General features: G+C 66.8%; 16 protein-coding genes. 11 read left to right on the forward strand and 5 right to left on the reverse strand.

The genetic code is table 11. The annotated features are described in order from the left end of the window. Positions 1–22: 22 nt before the first annotated feature. A complete protein-coding gene (locus G467_RS0107795) occupies positions 23–1,234 on the reverse strand; it encodes an alginate export family protein (protein WP_026802480.1) in 1,212 nt (403 codons plus the stop codon). Between the two features lie 207 nt (positions 1,235–1,441). Here G467_RS0107795 and ccoN point away from each other — a divergent pair, with 207 nt between their 5' ends. The 10 genes from ccoN to G467_RS0107845 are packed head-to-tail and all read left to right on the forward strand — an operon-like array spanning position 1,442 to position 10,212. After that, on the forward strand, positions 1,442–2,884 hold the full coding sequence (ccoN, locus tag G467_RS0107800) for a cytochrome-c oxidase, cbb3-type subunit I (RefSeq protein WP_022969177.1): 1,443 nt from the start codon (positions 1,442–1,444) through the stop codon (positions 2,882–2,884). A gap of 10 nt (positions 2,885–2,894) precedes the next feature. Then, the gene (gene ccoO, locus G467_RS0107805) at positions 2,895–3,509 is read left to right on the forward strand and encodes a cytochrome-c oxidase, cbb3-type subunit II (RefSeq protein ID WP_022969178.1); all 615 of its coding nucleotides are present in this window, start codon (positions 2,895–2,897) and stop codon (positions 3,507–3,509) included. A gap of 4 nt (positions 3,510–3,513) precedes the next feature. Continuing rightward, the gene (locus tag G467_RS17800; protein WP_245559043.1) at positions 3,514–3,654 is read left to right on the forward strand and encodes a cbb3-type cytochrome c oxidase subunit 3; all 141 of its coding nucleotides are present in this window, start codon (positions 3,514–3,516) and stop codon (positions 3,652–3,654) included. Further along, a complete protein-coding gene (gene ccoP, locus G467_RS0107815) occupies positions 3,651–4,547 on the forward strand; it encodes a cytochrome-c oxidase, cbb3-type subunit III (protein ID WP_026802482.1) in 897 nt (298 codons plus the stop codon). Before G467_RS17800 ends, ccoP begins: the two co-directional genes overlap by 4 nt. A gap of 13 nt (positions 4,548–4,560) precedes the next feature. Next, on the forward strand, positions 4,561–4,854 hold the full coding sequence (locus G467_RS0107820) for a hypothetical protein (protein ID WP_033397430.1): 294 nt from the start codon (positions 4,561–4,563) through the stop codon (positions 4,852–4,854). A 5-nt stretch (positions 4,855–4,859) separates the two neighbouring features. Beyond that, on the forward strand, positions 4,860–6,404 hold the full coding sequence (locus G467_RS17450; RefSeq protein ID WP_051130416.1) for a 4Fe-4S dicluster domain-containing protein: 1,545 nt from the start codon (positions 4,860–4,862) through the stop codon (positions 6,402–6,404). Beyond that, positions 6,401–6,904 (forward strand): FixH family protein, encoded by a 504-nt coding sequence (locus G467_RS0107830; RefSeq protein ID WP_022969180.1) that lies wholly within the window; start codon positions 6,401–6,403, stop codon positions 6,902–6,904. Before G467_RS17450 ends, G467_RS0107830 begins: the two co-directional genes overlap by 4 nt. Continuing rightward, on the forward strand, positions 6,901–9,303 hold the full coding sequence (locus G467_RS0107835; RefSeq protein ID WP_022969181.1) for a heavy metal translocating P-type ATPase: 2,403 nt from the start codon (positions 6,901–6,903) through the stop codon (positions 9,301–9,303). The genes G467_RS0107830 and G467_RS0107835 overlap by 4 nt, the downstream gene beginning before the upstream one ends. Then, on the forward strand, positions 9,300–9,476 hold the full coding sequence (gene ccoS / locus G467_RS0107840) for a cbb3-type cytochrome oxidase assembly protein CcoS (protein ID WP_022969182.1): 177 nt from the start codon (positions 9,300–9,302) through the stop codon (positions 9,474–9,476). Before G467_RS0107835 ends, ccoS begins: the two co-directional genes overlap by 4 nt. 13 nt (positions 9,477–9,489) lie before the next feature. Further along, complete coding sequence (locus G467_RS0107845) at positions 9,490–10,212, forward strand: sulfite exporter TauE/SafE family protein (RefSeq protein WP_022969183.1); 723 nt, start codon at positions 9,490–9,492, stop codon at positions 10,210–10,212. 12 nt (positions 10,213–10,224) lie between these two features. Here G467_RS0107845 and G467_RS0107850 read toward each other — a convergent pair whose 3' ends face one another. From G467_RS0107850 to G467_RS0107860, 3 genes are all read right to left on the reverse strand, one after another. After that, positions 10,225–11,025 (reverse strand): helix-turn-helix domain-containing protein, encoded by an 801-nt coding sequence (locus G467_RS0107850; RefSeq protein WP_022969184.1) that lies wholly within the window; start codon positions 11,023–11,025, stop codon positions 10,225–10,227. Beyond that, entirely contained in the window at positions 11,018–13,093 is a 2,076-nt protein-coding gene (locus G467_RS0107855) for an alpha/beta hydrolase family protein (protein ID WP_022969185.1), read from the reverse strand. The genes G467_RS0107850 and G467_RS0107855 overlap by 8 nt, the downstream gene beginning before the upstream one ends. A gap of 102 nt (positions 13,094–13,195) precedes the next feature. Then, entirely contained in the window at positions 13,196–15,151 is a 1,956-nt protein-coding gene (locus tag G467_RS0107860; RefSeq protein ID WP_022969186.1) for an OPT family oligopeptide transporter, read from the reverse strand. Between the two features lie 109 nt (positions 15,152–15,260). Between G467_RS0107860 and G467_RS0107865 the strand changes: the two genes are divergently transcribed. Then, complete coding sequence (locus G467_RS0107865; protein WP_022969187.1) at positions 15,261–17,027, forward strand: peptide MFS transporter; 1,767 nt, start codon at positions 15,261–15,263, stop codon at positions 17,025–17,027. Positions 17,028–17,048: 21 nt separating this feature from the next. On the opposite strand, the gene G467_RS0107870 is transcribed toward G467_RS0107865, so the two are convergent. After that, a complete protein-coding gene (locus G467_RS0107870; protein ID WP_022969188.1) occupies positions 17,049–18,695 on the reverse strand; it encodes an NAD(P)/FAD-dependent oxidoreductase in 1,647 nt (548 codons plus the stop codon). Positions 18,696–18,715 lie beyond the last annotated feature (20 nt).

Consider the following 18,715-nt stretch of genomic DNA (forward strand, 5'->3'; position numbering starts at 1 on the left):
GCACACCGCCGGGCCCGCGATTTCAGCGGCTGTATTCCAAACTGATCCAGGTCTTGCCGACATCGGCGCCGACGTCGTCCGCGCGATAGTCGGCGGCCTTCACGAGCGCATTCCAGTGCGGGGCGAACGCCCAGGCAACCGACGCATCCCATTCGCGACCGTAGTGCACGGCGCCGTGGTCGGCGCGGAAATCATGCCAGGCGAGGTTGGCGGTGACCTTGCCCCATTTGCGATTCCAGCCCAGGTAGCGATCCTGCAGACCGGCCGCCGGGGTGGTGAGAAACCGGTCGGCCCAGCCGTTGAATGCATGCAGTGTCGCCAAGGGTGTCTGGAACGCGGTCTTGCCATCGCCGCCGAGTTCTTCGACGCCGGCTTTCATGGTGTAGCCGTTCCAGACCAGGCCGCCTTCGAGCAGGCGATAGCTCGCGCCGATGCGGCGATCGCCGTCGGCATACGGCGACTGCCGCGCGAACTCCGCCGCCAGCGTCCAACCCAGGCCCGAGGCGACGCCTTGCTTGTCGAAGTCGGCCATGGCCGCATAGCGCAGACCCAGATTGCGATGCGAACTCAAAGGCAGGCTGCGGTTATCGATGAAATGCCCGTAGCCGGTCAGCGTGCCCGGACCACGATGGTAGGCGACGCTGAACAGATGGGCGTCAAGCAGCCAGCGCGCGAGATTGTCCTGACGATTGTCGGCGCCGAAGACCCGCTGCACGCGACCGAGCCAGCTGTAGCGCAGCGCGGTGTGCGTGCCGAGCTTGTGCTGCAGGTCGAGCGCATCGAAGGTCTGTTCGTTCTGACGCCAGCCGCTGTTGCCGATGAAACGCTGGTTGTCATAGACCAGGCGTTGCCGGCCTGCGCGCAGGTGCGTGGCCGGGTCGGGCGCGTAGTCGACATAGGCCTGGTTGATCTCAGCGTTGTCGGGATCGCTGATCGCGGGGAACTCCGTGCGGCCGTTGTCGCTGCTGTTGTAGCGATCGCCGAAAAGATGCGTCGTGCCTTCCGCTTCGATCAGGCTGCTCCAGCCCGAATGCACGGCGCTGCGATAGCCCAGGCGAAGACGCAGCGTGCTCGCGTCGGCGGGTCGGGCGAACAGATCGTCGTCGACGTGTTCGTGCCGCAGGCGGGCGTCGAAAATGGCCGCCGACGCGGTCTGCGCCTGTGCGGCCGGAGCAATGAGGCAGCCCCCGGCGAGGAGCCATGCCGGCCAGCCGGGCCGATGTCTGTTTTTCATGAGGTGCGCTCCCGTGTTGAGGATGGACGCATGATCGGCGCGCCCGGCAGGCGCCGCCTTGATCCAGGTCAGGGCCGGGCCCGAACGTGTCGCAGCGCACATCCCGGCGCGCCGTCGGCGGCGGCGGGCGCGCCGACTTGACCTCGGTCAAAGCCTGCTTCGGCGTCCGTCCCGATAATCGACGCCATGGCGACAAGGGGCATAACGATGGCGCAGACCGCAGTGGCGGAAACCTACAACGACAAGGTCGTGCTTCAGTTCTCGGTGATGACCGTGGTCTGGGGCATCGTCGGCATGCTGGTGGGCGTGTTCATCGCCGCGCAGCTGTACTGGCCGGAACTGGGCATGGGTGTGCCCTGGCTGAGCTACGGCCGGCTGCGGCCACTGCATACCAATGCGGTGATCTTCGCGTTCGGCGGCTCGGGCCTGATGGCCACCAGCCTGTACGTCGTGCAGCGCACCTGCCACGTGCGCCTGATCAGCGACAAACTCGCGGCTTTTGTGTTCTGGGGCTGGCAGGCGGTCATCGTGCTCGCCGCGATCACCCTGCCGATGGGCCTGACCCAGGGCAAGGAATACGCCGAGCTCGAATGGCCGATCGATCTGCTGATCACGGTGGTCTGGGTCGCGTACGCAATCGTCTTCTTCGGCACGATCGGCAAGCGCCGGGTCAGCCATATCTACGTGGCCAACTGGTTCTACGGCGCCTTCATCCTGGCGATTGCCCTGCTGCACATCGTCAACAACCTGGCGCTGCCGGTCAGCGCGGGCAAGTCCTACCAGGTCTACACCGGCGCCGTCGATGCGATGGTGCAATGGTGGTACGGGCACAACGCGGTGGGTTTTTTCCTGACCGCCGGCTTCCTCGGCATGATGTATTACTTCGTACCCAAGCAGGCCGGGCGCCCGGTGTATTCCTACCGCCTGTCGATCGTGCACTTCTGGGCGCTGATCGCCATCTACATGTGGGCCGGTCCGCACCATCTGCAATACACCGCCCTGCCCGACTGGGTGCAGTCGCTGGGCATGGTGTTCTCGCTGATCCTGCTCGCGCCCAGCTGGGGCGGCGCGATCAATGGCGTCATGACGCTGTCGGGCGCCTGGCACAAGCTGCGCACCGATCCGGTGCTGAAGTTCCTGATCGTTGCGATCTCGTTCTACATGATCGCCACCTTCGAGGGGCCGATGATGTCGATCAAGACGGTCAACTCGCTCAGCCACTACACCGACTGGACGGTCGGCCATGTGCATGCGGGTGCGCTGGGCTGGGTCGCGATGATCACGATCGGCTCGCTGTATTCGCTGTTCCCGCGCCTGCTGGGCGTGAACGCGATGTACTCCACACGATTGATCGACACGCATTTCTGGGTACACACGATCGGCGTGGTGTTCTACATCGCCGCGATGTGGATCGCCGGCGTCATGCAGGGCCTGATGTGGCGTGCGACCAACGAGGACGGCACGTTGACGTACACCTTCATCGAGTCGCTCAAGGCGACCTATCCCTACTATTTCGTGCGCATGGCCGGTGGCGTGTTCGTCGTCGCGGGCATGCTGATCATGGCCTGGAACGTCTGGCAGACCTTCCGCATCGCGCAGCGCACCGGCGAAACGCCCGTGCTGGCGCCCGCCGCCGACGCGCACGCCTGAGGACATCGCCATGGCCAATCATTCCCACGAAAAAGTCGAAACCAATATCAGCCTGATGGCGATCCTGATCGCGGTCGTGATCAGCTTCGGCGGCCTGGCCGAGATCGTGCCGCTGATGTACCAGGCCGAGGCGATCCAGCCGCTGCCCGGCGTGGTGCCGTATCCGGCGTTGCAGCTGGCCGGACGCGACGTGTACGTGCGCGAGGGTTGCTACAACTGCCATTCGCAGATGGTGCGCACCCTGCGTTTCGAAACCGAACGCTACGGCCACTATTCGCTGGCGGGCGAGTCGGTGTACGACCGGCCGTTCCAGTGGGGCAGCAAACGCACCGGCCCGGACCTGGCGCGCGTCGGCGGTCGCTATTCCGACGACTGGCACCGCGTGCACCTGAGCAATCCGCGCGATGTGGTGCCGGAGTCGAACATGCCAGCGTATTCCTGGCTGGCGGGAAGCCCGCTCGACGGCCAGAGCGTCACCGCGCACATGCGCGGCCTGCGCGCGCTCGGCGACCCCTATACCGATGCCGACATCGCTGGGGCTGCCGACGCGGTGGCCGGCAAGACCGAACTCGACGCCGTGATCGCCTATCTCCAGGGCCTCGGCAAACATGCACCGCGAGGTTGAACCGATGATCACCGGAATCGTCACCGCCCTGCTGCTCGCCGCGTTCCTGCTCGGCACGGCCTGGGTCTACAGCGGCCGCCAGTCGGCCGACTACGAACGCGCGGCCCGCGTGCCGCTGGAAGGCGACGCGGAGAATGCGCCATGACCTCGGGCTGGTCGGCTTTCATCATCGCGATCGTCGTGATCAACATCGTCGGTTCGGTCTGGCTGCTGTGGTGGACCGCGCGGCGGCGCAGCGGCGATCCCGCCGCCGACAGCACCAGTCACTACTGGGATGGCGACATCACCGAATACAACAACCCGATGCCGCGCTGGTGGATCAACCTGTTCTACCTGACCATCGTGTTCGGCATCGCCTACCTGGTCTGGTATCCGGGCATGGGCGCGTTTACCGGGCGCGGCGGCTGGAGTTCGGCCGGGCAGCTCAAGACCGACCAGGCCGCAGCGGAACGCCTGCTCGCCAGCCACTTCAAAAAATTCTCCGACCTGCCCATCGACCAGATCGCCCGCGATCCGCGCGCGATTGCCACTGGCCAGCGCATCTTCGCCAACACCTGCTCGACCTGCCATGGCTCGGATGCGCGCGGCGGTCGCGGTTTTCCCAATCTCACCGACGACAACTGGCAATGGGGCCACACGCCTGCCGACATCCTGCAGACCGTGCAGGAAGGCCGCCAGGCCGCGATGCCGCCGTTCGCGAGCGCGCTCGGCGATCCGTCCAATGTCGCGGCGACCGCCGTCTATGTGCAGAGCCTGTCGGGCATGAAGGTCGATCCCCTGCTCGCCAACATCGGCAAGCAGAGTTTTTCCGGCATCTGCGCGGCCTGCCATGGCGCCGACGGCAAGGGCAATCCGGCGATCGGCTCGGCCAACCTCACCGACGACTATTGGCTGTACGGCAATCGCATCGAAGACATCCGCGCAGCGATCGAGCAGGGCCACAATGGCCACATGCCCGCGCACAAGGAGATCCTCGGGGAAACCCGCACGCGCCTGGTCGCGGCCTACGTCTATTCTCTGTCGCATCCGAAAAAGTAGGCGGAGTCCGCACATGGCCAAGCTCGAAGCCGAACCCCGGTTCGACCACCCGCCCCGCCCGCTGGTGCAGCGGATCGGCGCGATCCTGTGGCCCTCGTTTTTCTCGGCCGGCGTCGGCACGGCGGTGTTCTTCGCCTTCGTCGACCCGCTGCAACTGCGCGACATCACTTTTCCGGAGGTCGCGATCAGTCGCGAAGCCGGCTACACGATCGCGTTCTTCCTGTTCTGGGCCGCGACCGCCGGATCGAGCCTGTTCACCTGGATCCTGCTGCGCCCTGCCAGCCGCTACAACCAGCCGTTGCCCTGATCGCCGTGGCCAAGGACATCGCCAGTGCGTTGATCGACGAGGGCTCGCTCTACGTCTCCGAACGCAAGGTCTACCCACGTGAAACCGGCGGCCGCTACCAGCGTCTGCGCGTGCTCGCAGTCGTCGTACTGCTGGGCATGTACTACGTGTTCCCGTGGCTGAACTGGAGCGGGCGGCAGGCGGTGCTGTTCGACCTGCCGGCGCGCAAGTTCTACATTTTCGCGCTCGCGTTCTGGCCGCAGGACTTTTTCTTCCTGGCCCTGCTGCTGATCATGGCCGGCCTGTCGCTGTTCTTCTTCACCGCGCTGGCCGGTCGGCTGTGGTGCGGGTATGCCTGCCCGCAGACGGTGTGGACGGAAGTGTTCCTGTGGATGGAGCAGTGGACCGAAGGCGACCGCCATCACCGCATGAAACTCGATGCCGCGCCCTGGTCGGCGAACAAGCTGCGGCGCAAGCTGGGCAAGCATTCCCTGTGGCTGGTGTTCGCCTTGTGGACGGGCTTCACCTTCGTCGGCTTTTTCACGCCGATCCGCGATCTCGCCGCCCGCGTGTCGCCGTTCGCGTGGAGCGGCTGGGAAATCTTCTGGGTGCTGTTCTACGCGCTCGCGACCTGGGGCAATGCCGGCGTCCTGCGCGAGCAGGTCTGCAAGTACATGTGCCCGTACGCGCGCTTCCAGAGCGCGATGTTTGACCGAAACACGCTGATCATCAGCTACGACCCGATGCGCGGCGAACCGCGCGGCCCGCGCAAGAAATCCCAGCTCGCCAGCGTGCTCGAACGCGCGCGCGGCCTGCTGCCGGTGGCGGCGGCAACCCGCGCGGTGATCGCCGCCGCGCAGCGCGGTCGCGCCTCCGATGCACGCGTCACGACCGGACTGATCGTCGATGCGCCGGTCGATCTCACGCCGGCGCCGGGCGTGTCCGCGCCCGAGGACCTCGGCGATTGCATCGACTGCACGATCTGCGTGCAGGTTTGCCCCACCGGCATCGACATCCGCAACGGTCTGCAATACGAATGCATCGCCTGCGCCGCCTGCGTGGACGCCTGCGATGCGGTCATGGACAAGATGGGCTATCCGCACGGGCTGATCCGGCACACCACGCAGAATGCGATCGACGGCAAACCGACCCGTGTGCTGCGTCCGCGCGTGTGGATCTATGGCCTGCTGCTGCTGGCCCTGGGCATCGGCACGATCGCCGGCATCGCCCTGCGCAAACCGCTGATCGTCGACGTGCTGCGCGACAAGCAGCTGTACCGGATCGGCGACGGCGGGCGCATCGAGAATGCCTATACGCTGCGCATCATCAACAAGGACGCCCGCGCCAAGACCTTCGTGCTGAGCATCGACAGCCAAGCGCCCCTGCAGTTGTCGACGGCGCGCGTCGTGCTGCCGGCCGCGTCGGAGGAAGTGCTGACGGTGCCGGTCATGGTCAGCGCGGCACCGGGCACCGTGCACGGCCGCGCCGACCTGCGTTTTGTCGTACGCGAACAGGACGGCAGTCTGCAGCAGGCCGAGGAAGCGCGTTTCTTCGGACCGGTCTCGCCATGAATGCGAGCCCGGCCAGTGCGTGGTACCGGCAGCCGATCCTGTGGCTGGCACTGTTGCTGCCTGCCGCGATCGTGGTCGCCGCGGCGGTCACCTTGGCCATCGCGATGCGCGATGGCAGCAGCGATGCCGCCCCGGACAGCGTTCGCCGCACCGCGCAGACACAAGTCACCGATCTCGCGCCGGATCTGGAAGCGCAGCGGCGCGGCCTGAGTGCCGTACTCGATCGCGATGCCGACGACCACGGCGTTCGGATCACGCTCACCGGTCCGGGCGGCGACCAGGCGTTGACCCTGCATCTGGTGCATCCGGCGCAGGCCTCGCGCGATGTCGAGATCCGCCTGATGCGCACGGGCACGGTCTGGCTGGGCCGCAGTTCCGAGCCGCTTGCCGGCCGCTGGCGATTGCGCCTGCAACCGACCGCGGGCGACTGGCGACTGGTCGGACATCTGCCGGACGACGGCCGCCGCGCCGAACTGCAACCGGCTTTCGCCACGCCATGAACACGATCGCCAGCGACGCCGTCTTCGCCCCGGTCAAAGCGGCCGCGACCTGCTTTCATTGCGGCGAGGACCTGCCTGCGCACGCGCTCGTGATCCGGATCGACGAACGCGAGCATCCGGTCTGCTGCGCCGGCTGCGCGGCGGCGGCGATCTGGATTCGTGATGCCGGCCTGGGCGACTACTACCGGCTGCGCGCGCGCGACGGCAACCGCGTCGATCGCGAGGCCGCCGACTACCGCAGTTGGGATCGCGAGGATGTGCAACGCGAACACGTGCTGAGCACGCCGGCCGGCTGCGAGATCACGCTCGCGGTCGAGGGCCTGCGCTGCGCGGCCTGTGCCTGGCTGATCGATCGCGCCTTGGCGCGCGAGCCCGGCGTCGATCAGGTCAGCGTCAATGCCGTCACCGGTCGCCTGCGCCTGGGCTGGCAACCGCAACGCGTGCGTCTGTCGCAACTGCTCGGGCTCGTCGCCAGCCTGGGTTATCGCCCGCACCTGGCCGGCGGCGCGGCGCGCGAAGCCGCGCGTCGTCGCGAGCGCAATACGCTGCTGCTGCGTCTGGGCCTGGCCCTGCTCGCGGCGACGCAGGCGATGATGTTTTCCGAAGCCCTGTATCTCGATAGCGCGCAGCAGATGTCGCTGGCCACGCGCGATCTTTTCCGCTGGCTGACTTTCCTGGTCTGCACGCCGGTCGTGGTCTATTCGGGCGCACCGTTTTTCACCGGCCTGTGGCGTGAATGGCGCCAGCGGCGCGTGGGCATGGACACGCTTGCGGCCGGCTCGATCGGCCTGGCCTACATCGCCAGCCTGATCGAAACCCTGCGCGGCGGCGCCACGGTCTGGTTCGACGCGGCGGCGATGTTCGTGTTGTTCCTGCTGACCGCACGCGTGCTCGAACGCTTCGCCCGCCAGCGCGCCACCGCGCAACTGGACTTGCTGGCGCGCGCGCAACCCGCGCTCGCGTGGCGACAGCAAGGCACGGACTACACCCAGGTGCCGATCGGCGATCTGCGCGCGGGCGACCTAGTCCGCGTTCCCGCTGATACCGCCGTGCCCGCCGACGGCGAACTGCTCGACGAGGCCGGCGCTTTCAACGAAGCGCTGTTGACCGGCGAAGCCGCACCAAGACCGAAACAGCGCGGCGATCGCGTGTATGCCGGCAGCGTCGCCGGCGGACAGGCGGCGCGTCTACGCATCACTGCGCTTGGCGCGGCAACGCGCCTGTCGCAGATCCAGCGCCTGGTCGAACGCGCCCAGGCGCAGCGTCCGGCGCTTGCCCGCTGGGCGGATCGGCTGGCGTCGCGTTTCGTGATCGGGATGATCGTGGTCGCTGTCGCGGCGTTCGCGCTGTGGTCGCAGCACGACACCTCGCGCGCGTTCGCGATCGCTTTGTCGGTGCTCGTGGCCGCCTGTCCCTGCGCCTTGTCGTTGGCCGTGCCCGCAGCGCTGTCGGCCGCGAACGACGCCCTGGCGCGCGATGGCGTGCTCGTCGTCGGCGATCAGGCACTGGAACGACTCGCCGACATCGACACGATCCTGCTCGACAAAACCGGCACCTTGACCCGCGGCGTCGCCCGCCTGGTTCGTGTCGAGGTCTTCGCCGATATCGATGCGGAAACCGCACGCGCCTGGGCGGCGGCGCTCGAACGCGACAATCGCCATCCCCTGGCGACGGCCTTCGGCCGCTCGACCCTGGACGTGGACGCGCAGCAGTTGCATCCGGGCCGCGGCGTCGAAGGCCGCGTCGCCGGTCGCCACTTGCGTCTGGGCCGTGCGGATTTCGCGGCGGCGCGCACCGACGATGCCGCGATCTGGCTGGGCGACGGCGTGCAGGCGATTGCACGATTCGACATCCGCGACGAAACGCGCGCCGATGCGCCGGACTGCCTGCAGGCGCTGCGCGCGCTGGGGCTGGACATCGCGGTGATCAGCGGCGATGCCGACGCGCGCGTGCGCGAGGTCTGTGCCTCGCTCGACATCGCTGACTACCGCGCGCGGCAGACACCGGAAGGAAAACTCGCGCACATCCGGGCCCTGCAGGCGCGCGGGCACCGCGTACTGATGCTCGGCGATGGCATCAACGATGCACCGGTGCTCGCCGGTGCCGACGTGTCGGTCGCGATGGGCGAAGGCTCGGCGCTCGCGCAAGGCTCCGCCGATCTGCTGCTGCTCGGCGATCAGCTGATGCGCCTGCCGCGGGCCATCGCGTTGGCGCGGCGCACGCGCGCGCTGATCCGGCAGAATCTGATCTGGGCCGGCGCCTACAACGTGCTCGCCGTCGCGGTCGCGGCCGCCGGCTGGATCCACCCCGGTCTCGCCGCCTTGGGCATGGCCGGCTCGTCCCTGCTCGTCACGCTCAATGCCTTGCGGCTGACGCGCCGCCGTGCGGTGACACCATGAATATCCTGCTCGTGCTCATTCCGATTTCGCTGGCCCTGCTGGGCCTGGCGATCGCGGCCTTCTTCTGGGCGGTGCGCCGCGACCAGTTCGAAGATCTCGACAGCGCCGCACTCGATATCCTGCGCGACGATCCCGCGCCGCCGTCGAATCCTCCGACGGACAAGCCCTCATGAAACCTCAGCCGCCATGCCCGTCGACCTGCTGACGCTCGCCGCCGCCTGGCTCAGTGGCCTGTTCGGCGGTGTGCATTGCCTGGCGATGTGCGGCGGCATCGCCACCGGACTGAGCGCGAGTGCGCCGTCGACACACGCGTTTCGCCAGGCCTTACTGCTCAATCTGGGACGCATCGGCGGCTATGCGCTCGCAGGCGCGATCGTCGGCGGCCTCGGTGGCGGCCTGCTGCGTCTGGCGCGTCTCGAGGGCCTCGCCGCGAGTCTGCGCATGCTGCTGGGACTGGTGCTGGTGGTGACGGCCTTGCGCTTGGTGTTTCCCACGCGGCTATCGGGATTGTCGTCATTGGGTCATCGCGTCTGGCAACACCTGCGGCCCTGGCGCGAGCGCGCGATTCCGGCCGGCGGCCTCGCCCGCCCGATCGTGATGGGCCTGTTCTGGGGCTGGCTGCCCTGCGGTCTGAGCACGACCTTGCTGATGGCCGCCTGGCTGGAGAGCAGCGCGCTGCATGGGGGCTTGCTGATGCTGGCGTTCGGCCTGGGCACCTTGCCGCTGATGACGGGACTGAGCTGGAGTGGCGCGCATTTCGCGCGACGCCTGGCGAATCCGCGCTGGCGATTCGCTGCCGCCGCCATGATCGCCGCCGCCGGCGTGGTCACGATCGCTGCCCCTTGGCTGGATCTGCAAGGTCATGCGCACGCCTGGCTGGAAGCACTGGGCTGCCGTTCGCTCGCGTGAGCCCGACCTGCGCTACTGCTGGGCGCGACCGCGTCCGCTGAATTCGTGCGCCAATCCGTTGAGCCGGTCGGCATCGAGGATTTTCACCTCGCGCGCGCGCACGGCGATGATGCCGTCGTCCTGCATCTTGCTCAGGGTGCGACTGACGGTTTCGATGACCAGGCCCAGATAGCTGGCGATGTCCTCGCGGCTCATCGGCAACAGGAAACTGTCGCCCGAGCGACCCAGCGCGCGATAGCGCTCGGCGAGCTGGTGCAGGAAGGTCGCGAGACGCTCCTGGGCATTGCGACGACCGAGAATCTCGATGTGCTGCTGATCGCGTCCCATGCTCTGGCCCATGATGCGCAGCAACTGGTGCTGCAGGCCGGGCACCTGCGACGCGATCGTCTCCAGCTGGGTCAGCGGCACTTCGCAGACATCGGCGCGCGTGAGCGCCTGCGCTTCGCAGGCATGGAAGCCGCTGCCGAGCGCATCGAGTCCCATCAGTTCGCCGGGCAATTGGAAACCGAGTACCTGCAAGTCGCCGTTCTCGTCGGCGGCGACGGTCTTGAACACGCCTTCGCGTGCGACGAACAGCGAACCCAAGGCCTGCCCGGCCCGGAACAGCACCTCACCGCGCGCCAGCGGACGCCGCGCCATCACGATGCGGTCGAGCCGCTCGATGTCTTCGCGGCCGATGCTCGCCGGCAGGCACAGGACCTTCAGCGAGCACAGCGAACAGCTGCGACGCAGCCGGGCGAGGTCGAAGATCGCTCCCGACCCCGCGGCCTCGTTGCCGGGTGCGCTGGACGCAGGCGCTTTGTCTTCAGTCACCGAGGTACTTCTTCAGCCAGGCATTGACCGTGTCGTGCCAGAGCACGCTGTTCTGCGGCTTGAGCACCCAGTGGTTCTCGTCAGGGAAGAACAGCAGCTGGCTGTCGATGCCCTTGCGCTGCAGCGCGGTGAAGGTGCCGATGCCCTGCTCGGCGGGAATGCGGTAGTCGAGCTGGCCTTGCACGACCATCATCGGCACGCGCCATTTCGCGACGTGATTGACCGGATTGAAGCGCTCGACCGCCGCCGGTGCGTCGAAAGGCGTGCCGCCGTTTTCCCAGTCGCTGAACCATTGTTCTTCGGTCGAATACGCCATCATGCGCGCGTCGAACACGCCGTCGTGATTGACCAGGCACTTCCAGGGCTGCGACCAGTTGCCGGCGATCCAGTTGATCATGTAGCCGCCGTAGCTCGCACCGAGGGCGCAGGCTTTGTTGCCGTCGAGGAAAGCGTATTTCTGCTGCGCCGCGGCCCAGCCCTTCTGCAGATCTTCCAGCGGACGATCGCCCCAGTGCTGCGAGATCGCATCGGTGAATGCCTGGCCATAGCCGGTCGAGCCGTGGAAATCGATCATGACGACGGCATAGCCCTGACCGGCATAGGTCTGCGGATTCCAGCGGAAGCTCCAGCCATTGCCAAAGCTGCCCTGCGGGCCACCGTGGATCAGGAACGCGACCGGATATTTCTTGCCCGCGACGTAGTTCGCCGGCTTGACCACGTAGCCATGCACGGTCTCGTTGTTCCAGCCGATGAAGGTGAACTGCTCGAAGTCGCCGAACGCGACATCTTTCAGCGCCTCGGCATTGTTGACGCTGACCTGGCGCGCGGCGCTGCCGTCGGCACGCGCGGCGAACACGTCGCCCGGCGACTTGAGGCTGTTGCGCACGAAGGCCAGGGTGTCGCCGGCCAGATCGAAGTCGGCGATGCTGCCGTCCTTGGCGACGGTCTCGACTTCGCCATTGGCGATGTTCACGCGGAACAGCGGATGCGCGCCCAGTTCCTGCGCCTGCGTGTAGATCCACTGGCCGTCGCCGGACAACGCGATCGTGTCGGCGGAGGCATCCCAACGCGCGGCGATCTCACGCGTTTTGCCGCTCGCCATGTCCATCGCGATCAGGGCGAAGCGGTCGGCTTCGAAACCCGGACGCTGCATCGCGCGGTAGTACAGCGTCTTGCCGTCGGCGCTGAAGACCGGACCGGTGTCCCAGGCTAGGTTTGCAGCGGTCAAATTCTTCGGCGTCGCCTGACCGTCGGCGGGAACGAGATACAGATCGAAATTGGTCGACCACGCTTCCGTGCGTCCGGCAATGCGTACGCCGAACACCAGCGACTTGCCGTCGGGCGCCCAGGTGAACTCGCCGGTGTCGCCGAAGGGCTTGGACGGGATGTCGCCGTCGATGCCGCGCGAGACTTTCACCGGCTCGCCGGCGAGCTTGCCGTCGGCCGCGAATTTTGCGACGTACAGCTGGTTGCGACGGCCATCGGCCCAGGTATCCCAGTGGCGGATGAAGGTCTGCGTGTACAGCTGTCCGCTCGCCTTCTTCGCTGCGGTGTCATCGACGCGTTTCTTGCTGCAGGCTAGGTCGGCGCAGTCGTTGAACACCTCGAACACCACCGCCACCGACTTGCCGTCCGGCGACAGGACGAATCCGCCGACATCGAGCGCGTAGTTGGACACCTGCACGGCATCGCCGCCGGCCACCGGCTGCGACCACAGCTGCATCGAACCGGACTTGGCCGACAGGAAATACACGGTCGCGCCGTCGGGCGAGAACGCGGGGCTGTTGACGTTGAAACCTTCGGCCGTGAAGCGCACCGGCGGCGCAGCGTCGCGCGCGAACAGGTCCTCGATCCACAGACTGGTCTTGCCGCGGTTGGCCTCGAAATCGGTCTGGCGCACGGCGAACACGAGCTTGCGGCCATCGGGCGACAGCACCGGGCTCGACACACGCTCGAGATTGACCATCGTGCGCACATCGAAGGGCTTGCCGGCCTGCGCAGGCGCGGCGGCGAAGCTCGAAAGGGTCGCGCAAAGCAGCGCGGGCAACAGGGCGGAACGGGCGTTCATGGGACTCTCCGACAGCGGACGAGGTAAGGGGTGGCGCCGGACAGACCGGCCGGCTTCCGCCATCGCCACGACCGGGCGATGACGGCGCCGTCAATCAGGGACTCAGGCGGACTTGCCGGACTCGGTCGCGGCGAGTTCGCTCTTGGTGGCGCTGCGATACAGCAGCCAGGCGACGAAGGCGAGCACGATCAGGCCGATCCACTGGCTGAAGTGCCAGGCGGTCGGCAGCGCGAGCACGTCGCCCTTGCCGCTGACCACGATCGGGATCGCGATGAGGATGCCGGTCAACGCCTCGCCGGTGATCAGGCCGGCCGAGAACAGCGTGCCCGGACGGTGAATGCGGTCCTTGGCTTCCTCGTCGTCGGCCTTGAGCTTGTGCGCGCGCTCGACGATGTGCGCGAGCAGACCGCCGAGGAAGATCGGCACCATCAGTTCCAGCGGCAGATAGATACCGATCGCCGCGGCGAGGACGGGCACGCGGAATTTCGAGCCGCGCGATTTCAGCCAGCCGTCGAACGCGATGACCAGGGCACCGACCACGGCGCCGGCGCCGATCATGTCCCAGGGCAATTCGCCGCCGAACATGCCCTTGGCGACCGAGGCCATCAGGGTCGCCTGCGGCGCCGCGAGCGAGTTGGGATGTTCCGCCGTCGGCGGACCGATGCCGTAGGCCGCGGACAACAGGTTCAACACCGGCGCCATGACCAGGGCGCAGGAGAATGCGCCGATGCCGAGCATCAGCTGCTGCTTCCACGGCGTCGCGCCGACGATATAGCCGGCCTTGAGATCCTGCAGATTGTCGCCGCCGACGGCCGCCGCGCAGCAGACCACCGCACCGATCATGATCGCGGCGACGGCGCCGATCGGCGAATCGCGGCCGAGCAGCAGGACCAGCACCACCGACGCGAACAGAATGGTTGCGATCGTGATGCCCGACACCGGATTGTTCGAGGAACCGACCAGACCGGCCAGATAGGCCGAGACCGACACGAACAGGAAGCCGGCGACGATCATGATGACGGTCATCGGAATGCTCACGCCCCACTGGCCGACGATGGTCTGGTACAGGCCCAGCAGCGGCAGGGTGAACAGCACGAGCGCGATCAGCATCCATTTCATGGGCAGGTCGCGTTCGGTTTCGGCGACGATCGCGCCGGTGCCCTTGCGCGCGGCGGCGATGCCGCTCTTGACGCCCGACAGCAGCGAATTGCGCAGCGAGAACAGCGTCCACACGCCGCCGATCAGCATCGCGCCCACGCCCATGTAGCGGATCTTTTCCGCGCGCAGGATGTTGGCCGCATCGACCGCGGTCTGGCCGGCGAGCTGCGCGGCGAGCGCGGGGTCGGAGTCGAGGAAGAACATGTGGTACAGCGGGATCGCGATGTTGTACGAGAAGATCGAGCCCGACACGACCACGATGCCGACATTCAGTCCGACGATGTAGCCCACGCCGAGCAGGGCCGGCGACAGATTCGTGCCCATATAGGCGAGGTACTTGCCGAAGAAACCGCCACTGACCGCGTTGTCGGGGATCAGGCGCAGACCGCTTTCGGCCGCGAACTTGACCACGGCGCCGACGACGGCAGACAGGCCGAGAATTTTCAGGCCCGGGCCGGGGTTCTCACCGGCCTTGAGCACTTCCGCCGCGGCCTTGCCTTCCGGGAACGGCAGCGGATCCTCGACGATCATCGAACGCCGCAGCGGCACCGAGAACAGCACGCCCAGCAGGCCGCCGAGGCCGGCGATGGCCATGACCCAGGAATAGCGGAAGTCCTGCCAGTAGCCGAGGATGATCAGCGCCGGCAGCGTGAAAATCACACCCGCGGCGATCGACGAGCCGGCCGATGCGCCGGTCTGGACGATGTTGTTCTCCAGGATCGTGCCGCCGCCGAGCAGGCGCAGCACGCCCATCGACACGACGGCCGCCGGGATCGCCGTGGCGATGGTCAGACCCGCGAACAGGCCCAGATAGGCATTGGCCGCGGCGAGGATCATCGCGAGGATGATCGCGAGCAATACCGCGCGGAAGGTCAGCTGCGGGGGGGATTGAGAGGTCATGCGGGCTCCGGTCCGGCGAAAACGTGCCCGATGGTGGCATGGGACGCGGTCTTAGCAAAGCCGGCCCGGGCCCCGCGGCTATACTCGGGACCTGCCCCGTTTTCCTGGAATGCGCGTGACCCCAGCCGCCGCCCTGCCCGCCCACGACGAATTCCTCGGCCATCCCAAGGGCGTCTTCGTCTGCTTCTTCACCGAAATGTGGGAGCGCTTCTCGTTCTACGGCATGAAGGCGCTGTTACTGCTGTACCTGCTCAAGTACCACCTGTTCAGCGACGAATCCGGCTACAGCGTCATCGGCGCCTACGGCGGCCTGGTCTACTGCCTGCCGGTCATCGGCGGCCTGCTCGCCGACCGCTACCTGGGCATGCGCAAAGCGGTGATCTTCGGCGGCGTGTTGCTGGTGCTCGGCCACCTGGGCATGGCGGTCGAAGGCGTGCAGGCGCACACGGCCGGCGGCGCGGTTGTGCGCGATGAGCGCGCGCTGTGGGTGTTCTACTTCTCGCTGTCGCTGATCATCATGGGCGTGGGTTTCCTCAAGCCCAATATCTCCACGATCGTCGGCAAGCTCTACAGCGACGACGACCCGCGCCGCGATTCCGGTTTCTCGCTGTTCTACGCCGGCATCAACCTGGGCGCGATGCTCGCGTCCCTGGTCTGCGGCTATCTGGGCGAGCGCTACGGCTGGCGTTACGGCTTCGGCGCGGCCGGTCTGGGCATGATCGCCGGCCTGGCGATGTTCCTGTGGGGCCAGAAATTCCTGCGCGGTCACGGCGCGCCGCCGGAACCGGCGCTGCTGCGCGAAAAATCGTTCGGCCTGCCGCGCGAAATCGCGATCTATCTCGGCGCGATCCTGGGCCTGGTGCCGGTCGCCCTGTTGATGTGGGCCACAGCGAATGGCGCGCTCAAGCTCGGCGGTCTGGAGCCAGCGCTCGCATTGATGCTCGTGGTCATGCTCGGCGTGATCGTGTGGTTCCTGTGGTTCATCCTCAAACAATGCACGCCCGTCGAACGCGGCCGCATGATCGCGCTGATGGCGATGATCGTCATGGCGCTGGTGTATTTCACCCTGTACGAGCAGACCTACGGCTCCTGGGTCACCTTCACCGACCGTCTGCTCACGCATGATTTTTTCCCCTCGCTGGTGCGCCAGGAAAAACTGCCGGTCAGCTACTACCTGGTCGCGCTGCTGATGATGCCGGTGAGCTTCGTGCTCGCCACGGCGATCGGCGAACGTTCGCCGCGCTCGCGCCTGCCCGGCCTGCTGTTCGGTCTCGCCGGTGTGGCGACGATCGTGATGACCTTCGGCATGGCCGTGCTGCAGGCGCAGAACGCCAGCTCGCTGACCTTCATCTCCGGCCCCTTCATTCTGCTGCTGGCGCCGGTGTTTTCCTGGCTGTGGGGTTTCCTGGCGCGTTTCAACGCCGACCCGAGCAAACCGTTCAAGAGTGCACTCGGCCTGGTGTTCGCGGGCCTGGCCTTCGTGCCGATGGCGATGGCAGCGGCACAGGTCGGCGAGAGCAATCAGCTCGCCAGCGTCTGGTGGCTGGTGCTGGCGTATTTCGTGCTCGAGGTCGGCGAGATGTGCCTGTCGCCGGTGGGCCTGTCGGCGGTGACCCAGTTGTCGGTCAAACGCGTGGTCAGCCTGATGATGGGCACCTGGTTCCTGGCGACCGCGTTCTCGGAAACGCTGGCGGCGGAATTCGGCAAGCGCGCGGCGCTGGACCGGTTCGAAGTCGGCAATCTGACCGACCTGTCGGTGGCTGCGGCGAAGTACGGCGAACTGTTCTGGCTGCTGACCAAGATCGGCCTGGGCTGCGGTGTGGTCGCCTTGCTGCTCGTGCCCTTGCTCAAACGCCTGATGCACGGACTCAAATAGTCGCGAACGAGCGCGGCCCGGCTAGCGCAGCAAATCCTTCGCGACGGCCTCGGCGATCTTGATGCCGTCCACGGCGGCCGACAGGATGCCGCCGGCGTACCCGGCGCCTTCGCCGGCCGGAAACAGGCCGCGCGTATTCAGGCTCTGCAGCGTGGCGTCGCGCTTGATGCAGATCGGCGAGGACGTGCGCGTCTCGACCGCCGTGAGCATCGCATCGGGCATCGCGAATCCGCGGATCTGCTTGTTGAACTCGGGGATCGCTTCGCGGATCGCCGCGGTCGCAAATGCCGGCAGCAGGCCGGCGAGATTGCACAGGGTCACGCCCGGTTTGTACGAGGGCTCGACGCTGCCGAGTTCGGTCGTCGGGCGATCGGCGAGGAAATCGCCGACGCGCTGCGCGGGTGCGAGGTAGTCGCCGCCGCCCATCTCGAAGGCGCGTGTTTCCAGTTGCCGTTGCAGCTCGATGCCGGCCAGCGGATGACCGGGATAGTCGGTCGCCGGATCGATGCCGACGACGATCGCGGCATTGGCATTGCGCTCGTTGCGCGAGTACTGGCTCATGCCATTGGTGACGACGCGGCCTTCTTCCGAGGTCGCCGCGACGACGGTGCCGCCGGGGCACATGCAGAAACTGTAGACGCTGCGACCGTTCTTGCCGTGGTGCACGAGTTTGTAGTCGGCCGCGCCGAGAATCTCATTGCCGGCAAAGCGGCCGAAGCGCGCCTCGTCGATGACCGACTGCGGATGTTCGATGCGGAAACCGATCGAGAAGGGCTTGGCCTCGATGTAAACGCCACGGTCGTACAGCATCTGGAAGGTGTCGCGCGCGCTGTGACCGATCGCGAGCACGATATGGCGGCTGGCCAGCGTTTCGCCCGACGCCAAGGTGACGCCGGTCGCGCGGCCGTCCTCGATCTGCAGGGATTCCACGCGCTGGCCGAAACGGATCTCGCCGCCGAGCGCGAGAATGTCCGCGCGCATCTTCTCGACCATGCTCACGAGCTTGAAGGTGCCGATATGCGGCTTGCTCACGAACAGGATTTCTTCCGGCGCGCCGGCTTTCACGAATTCGGCGAGCACCTTGCGGCCGTAGTGGAACTTGTCCTGAATCTGGCTGTAGAGCTTGCCGTCGGAAAACGTGCCGGCCCCGCCTTCGCCGAACTGCACATTGGATTCGGTATTGAGGGTTTTCTTGCGCCACAGACCCCAGGTGTCCTGCGTGCGCACGCGCACGTCCTGGCCACGTTCGAGCACGAGGGGCTTGAGCCCCATCTGCGCGAGCACGAGCGCGGCGAGAATGCCGCAAGGTCCAAAGCCGATGACGAGCGGCCGCTGCTGGTCACCCACCGGAAAATCCGGCCCCGCCTGCGCGACGAATTTGTAGGTCGAGTCGGGGCTGGCGAAGATCTTTGTCGAGCCTTCGTTCGCGGCCAGCACTCGCGCGCGCACGTCATCGGCGAGGCCCACATCGAGACTGTAGATCAGCGTGATCGCGGACTTGTTGCGTGCGTCGTAGCTGCGCTTGTAGACGGCGATGTCGCGGATGTCGCCGGCCTCGAGCCCCAGGGCCGCCGCCACCGCGGCCGGCAGCGCCTCGGGACCATGCTCCAGCGGCAGCTTGATGTCGTTGAGGCGCAGGGTGCTCGGGGCGGGCGGTGTCGTCGGCATCCGGCAATTTTAGCGCAGGC

The organism is Arenimonas oryziterrae DSM 21050 = YC6267, assembly GCF_000420545.1.
Classification (GTDB): Bacteria; Pseudomonadota; Gammaproteobacteria; order Xanthomonadales; family Xanthomonadaceae; genus Arenimonas; species Arenimonas oryziterrae.

What these genes read in the sequence shown, in the direction of transcription:
- G467_RS0107795 (WP_026802480.1), bottom strand. Translation starts at nt 1,234, where the DNA reads ATGAAAAACAGACATCGGCCCGGCTGGCCGGCATGGCTCCTCGCCGGG.
- ccoN (WP_022969177.1), top strand. Translation starts at nt 1,442, where the DNA reads ATGGCGCAGACCGCAGTGGCGGAAACCTACAACGACAAGGTCGTGCTT.
- ccoO (WP_022969178.1), top strand. Translation starts at nt 2,895, where the DNA reads ATGGCCAATCATTCCCACGAAAAAGTCGAAACCAATATCAGCCTGATG.
- G467_RS17800 (WP_245559043.1), top strand. Translation starts at nt 3,514, where the DNA reads ATGATCACCGGAATCGTCACCGCCCTGCTGCTCGCCGCGTTCCTGCTC.
- ccoP (WP_026802482.1), top strand. Translation starts at nt 3,651, where the DNA reads ATGACCTCGGGCTGGTCGGCTTTCATCATCGCGATCGTCGTGATCAAC.
- G467_RS0107820 (WP_033397430.1), top strand. Translation starts at nt 4,561, where the DNA reads ATGGCCAAGCTCGAAGCCGAACCCCGGTTCGACCACCCGCCCCGCCCG.
- G467_RS0107830 (WP_022969180.1), top strand. Translation starts at nt 6,401, where the DNA reads ATGAATGCGAGCCCGGCCAGTGCGTGGTACCGGCAGCCGATCCTGTGG.
- G467_RS0107835 (WP_022969181.1), top strand. Translation starts at nt 6,901, where the DNA reads ATGAACACGATCGCCAGCGACGCCGTCTTCGCCCCGGTCAAAGCGGCC.
- ccoS (WP_022969182.1), top strand. Translation starts at nt 9,300, where the DNA reads ATGAATATCCTGCTCGTGCTCATTCCGATTTCGCTGGCCCTGCTGGGC.
- G467_RS0107845 (WP_022969183.1), top strand. Translation starts at nt 9,490, where the DNA reads ATGCCCGTCGACCTGCTGACGCTCGCCGCCGCCTGGCTCAGTGGCCTG.
- G467_RS0107855 (WP_022969185.1), bottom strand. Translation starts at nt 13,093, where the DNA reads ATGAACGCCCGTTCCGCCCTGTTGCCCGCGCTGCTTTGCGCGACCCTT.
- G467_RS0107860 (WP_022969186.1), bottom strand. Translation starts at nt 15,151, where the DNA reads ATGACCTCTCAATCCCCCCCGCAGCTGACCTTCCGCGCGGTATTGCTC.
- G467_RS0107865 (WP_022969187.1), top strand. Translation starts at nt 15,261, where the DNA reads ATGCGCGTGACCCCAGCCGCCGCCCTGCCCGCCCACGACGAATTCCTC.
- G467_RS0107870 (WP_022969188.1), bottom strand. Translation starts at nt 18,695, where the DNA reads ATGCCGACGACACCGCCCGCCCCGAGCACCCTGCGCCTCAACGACATC.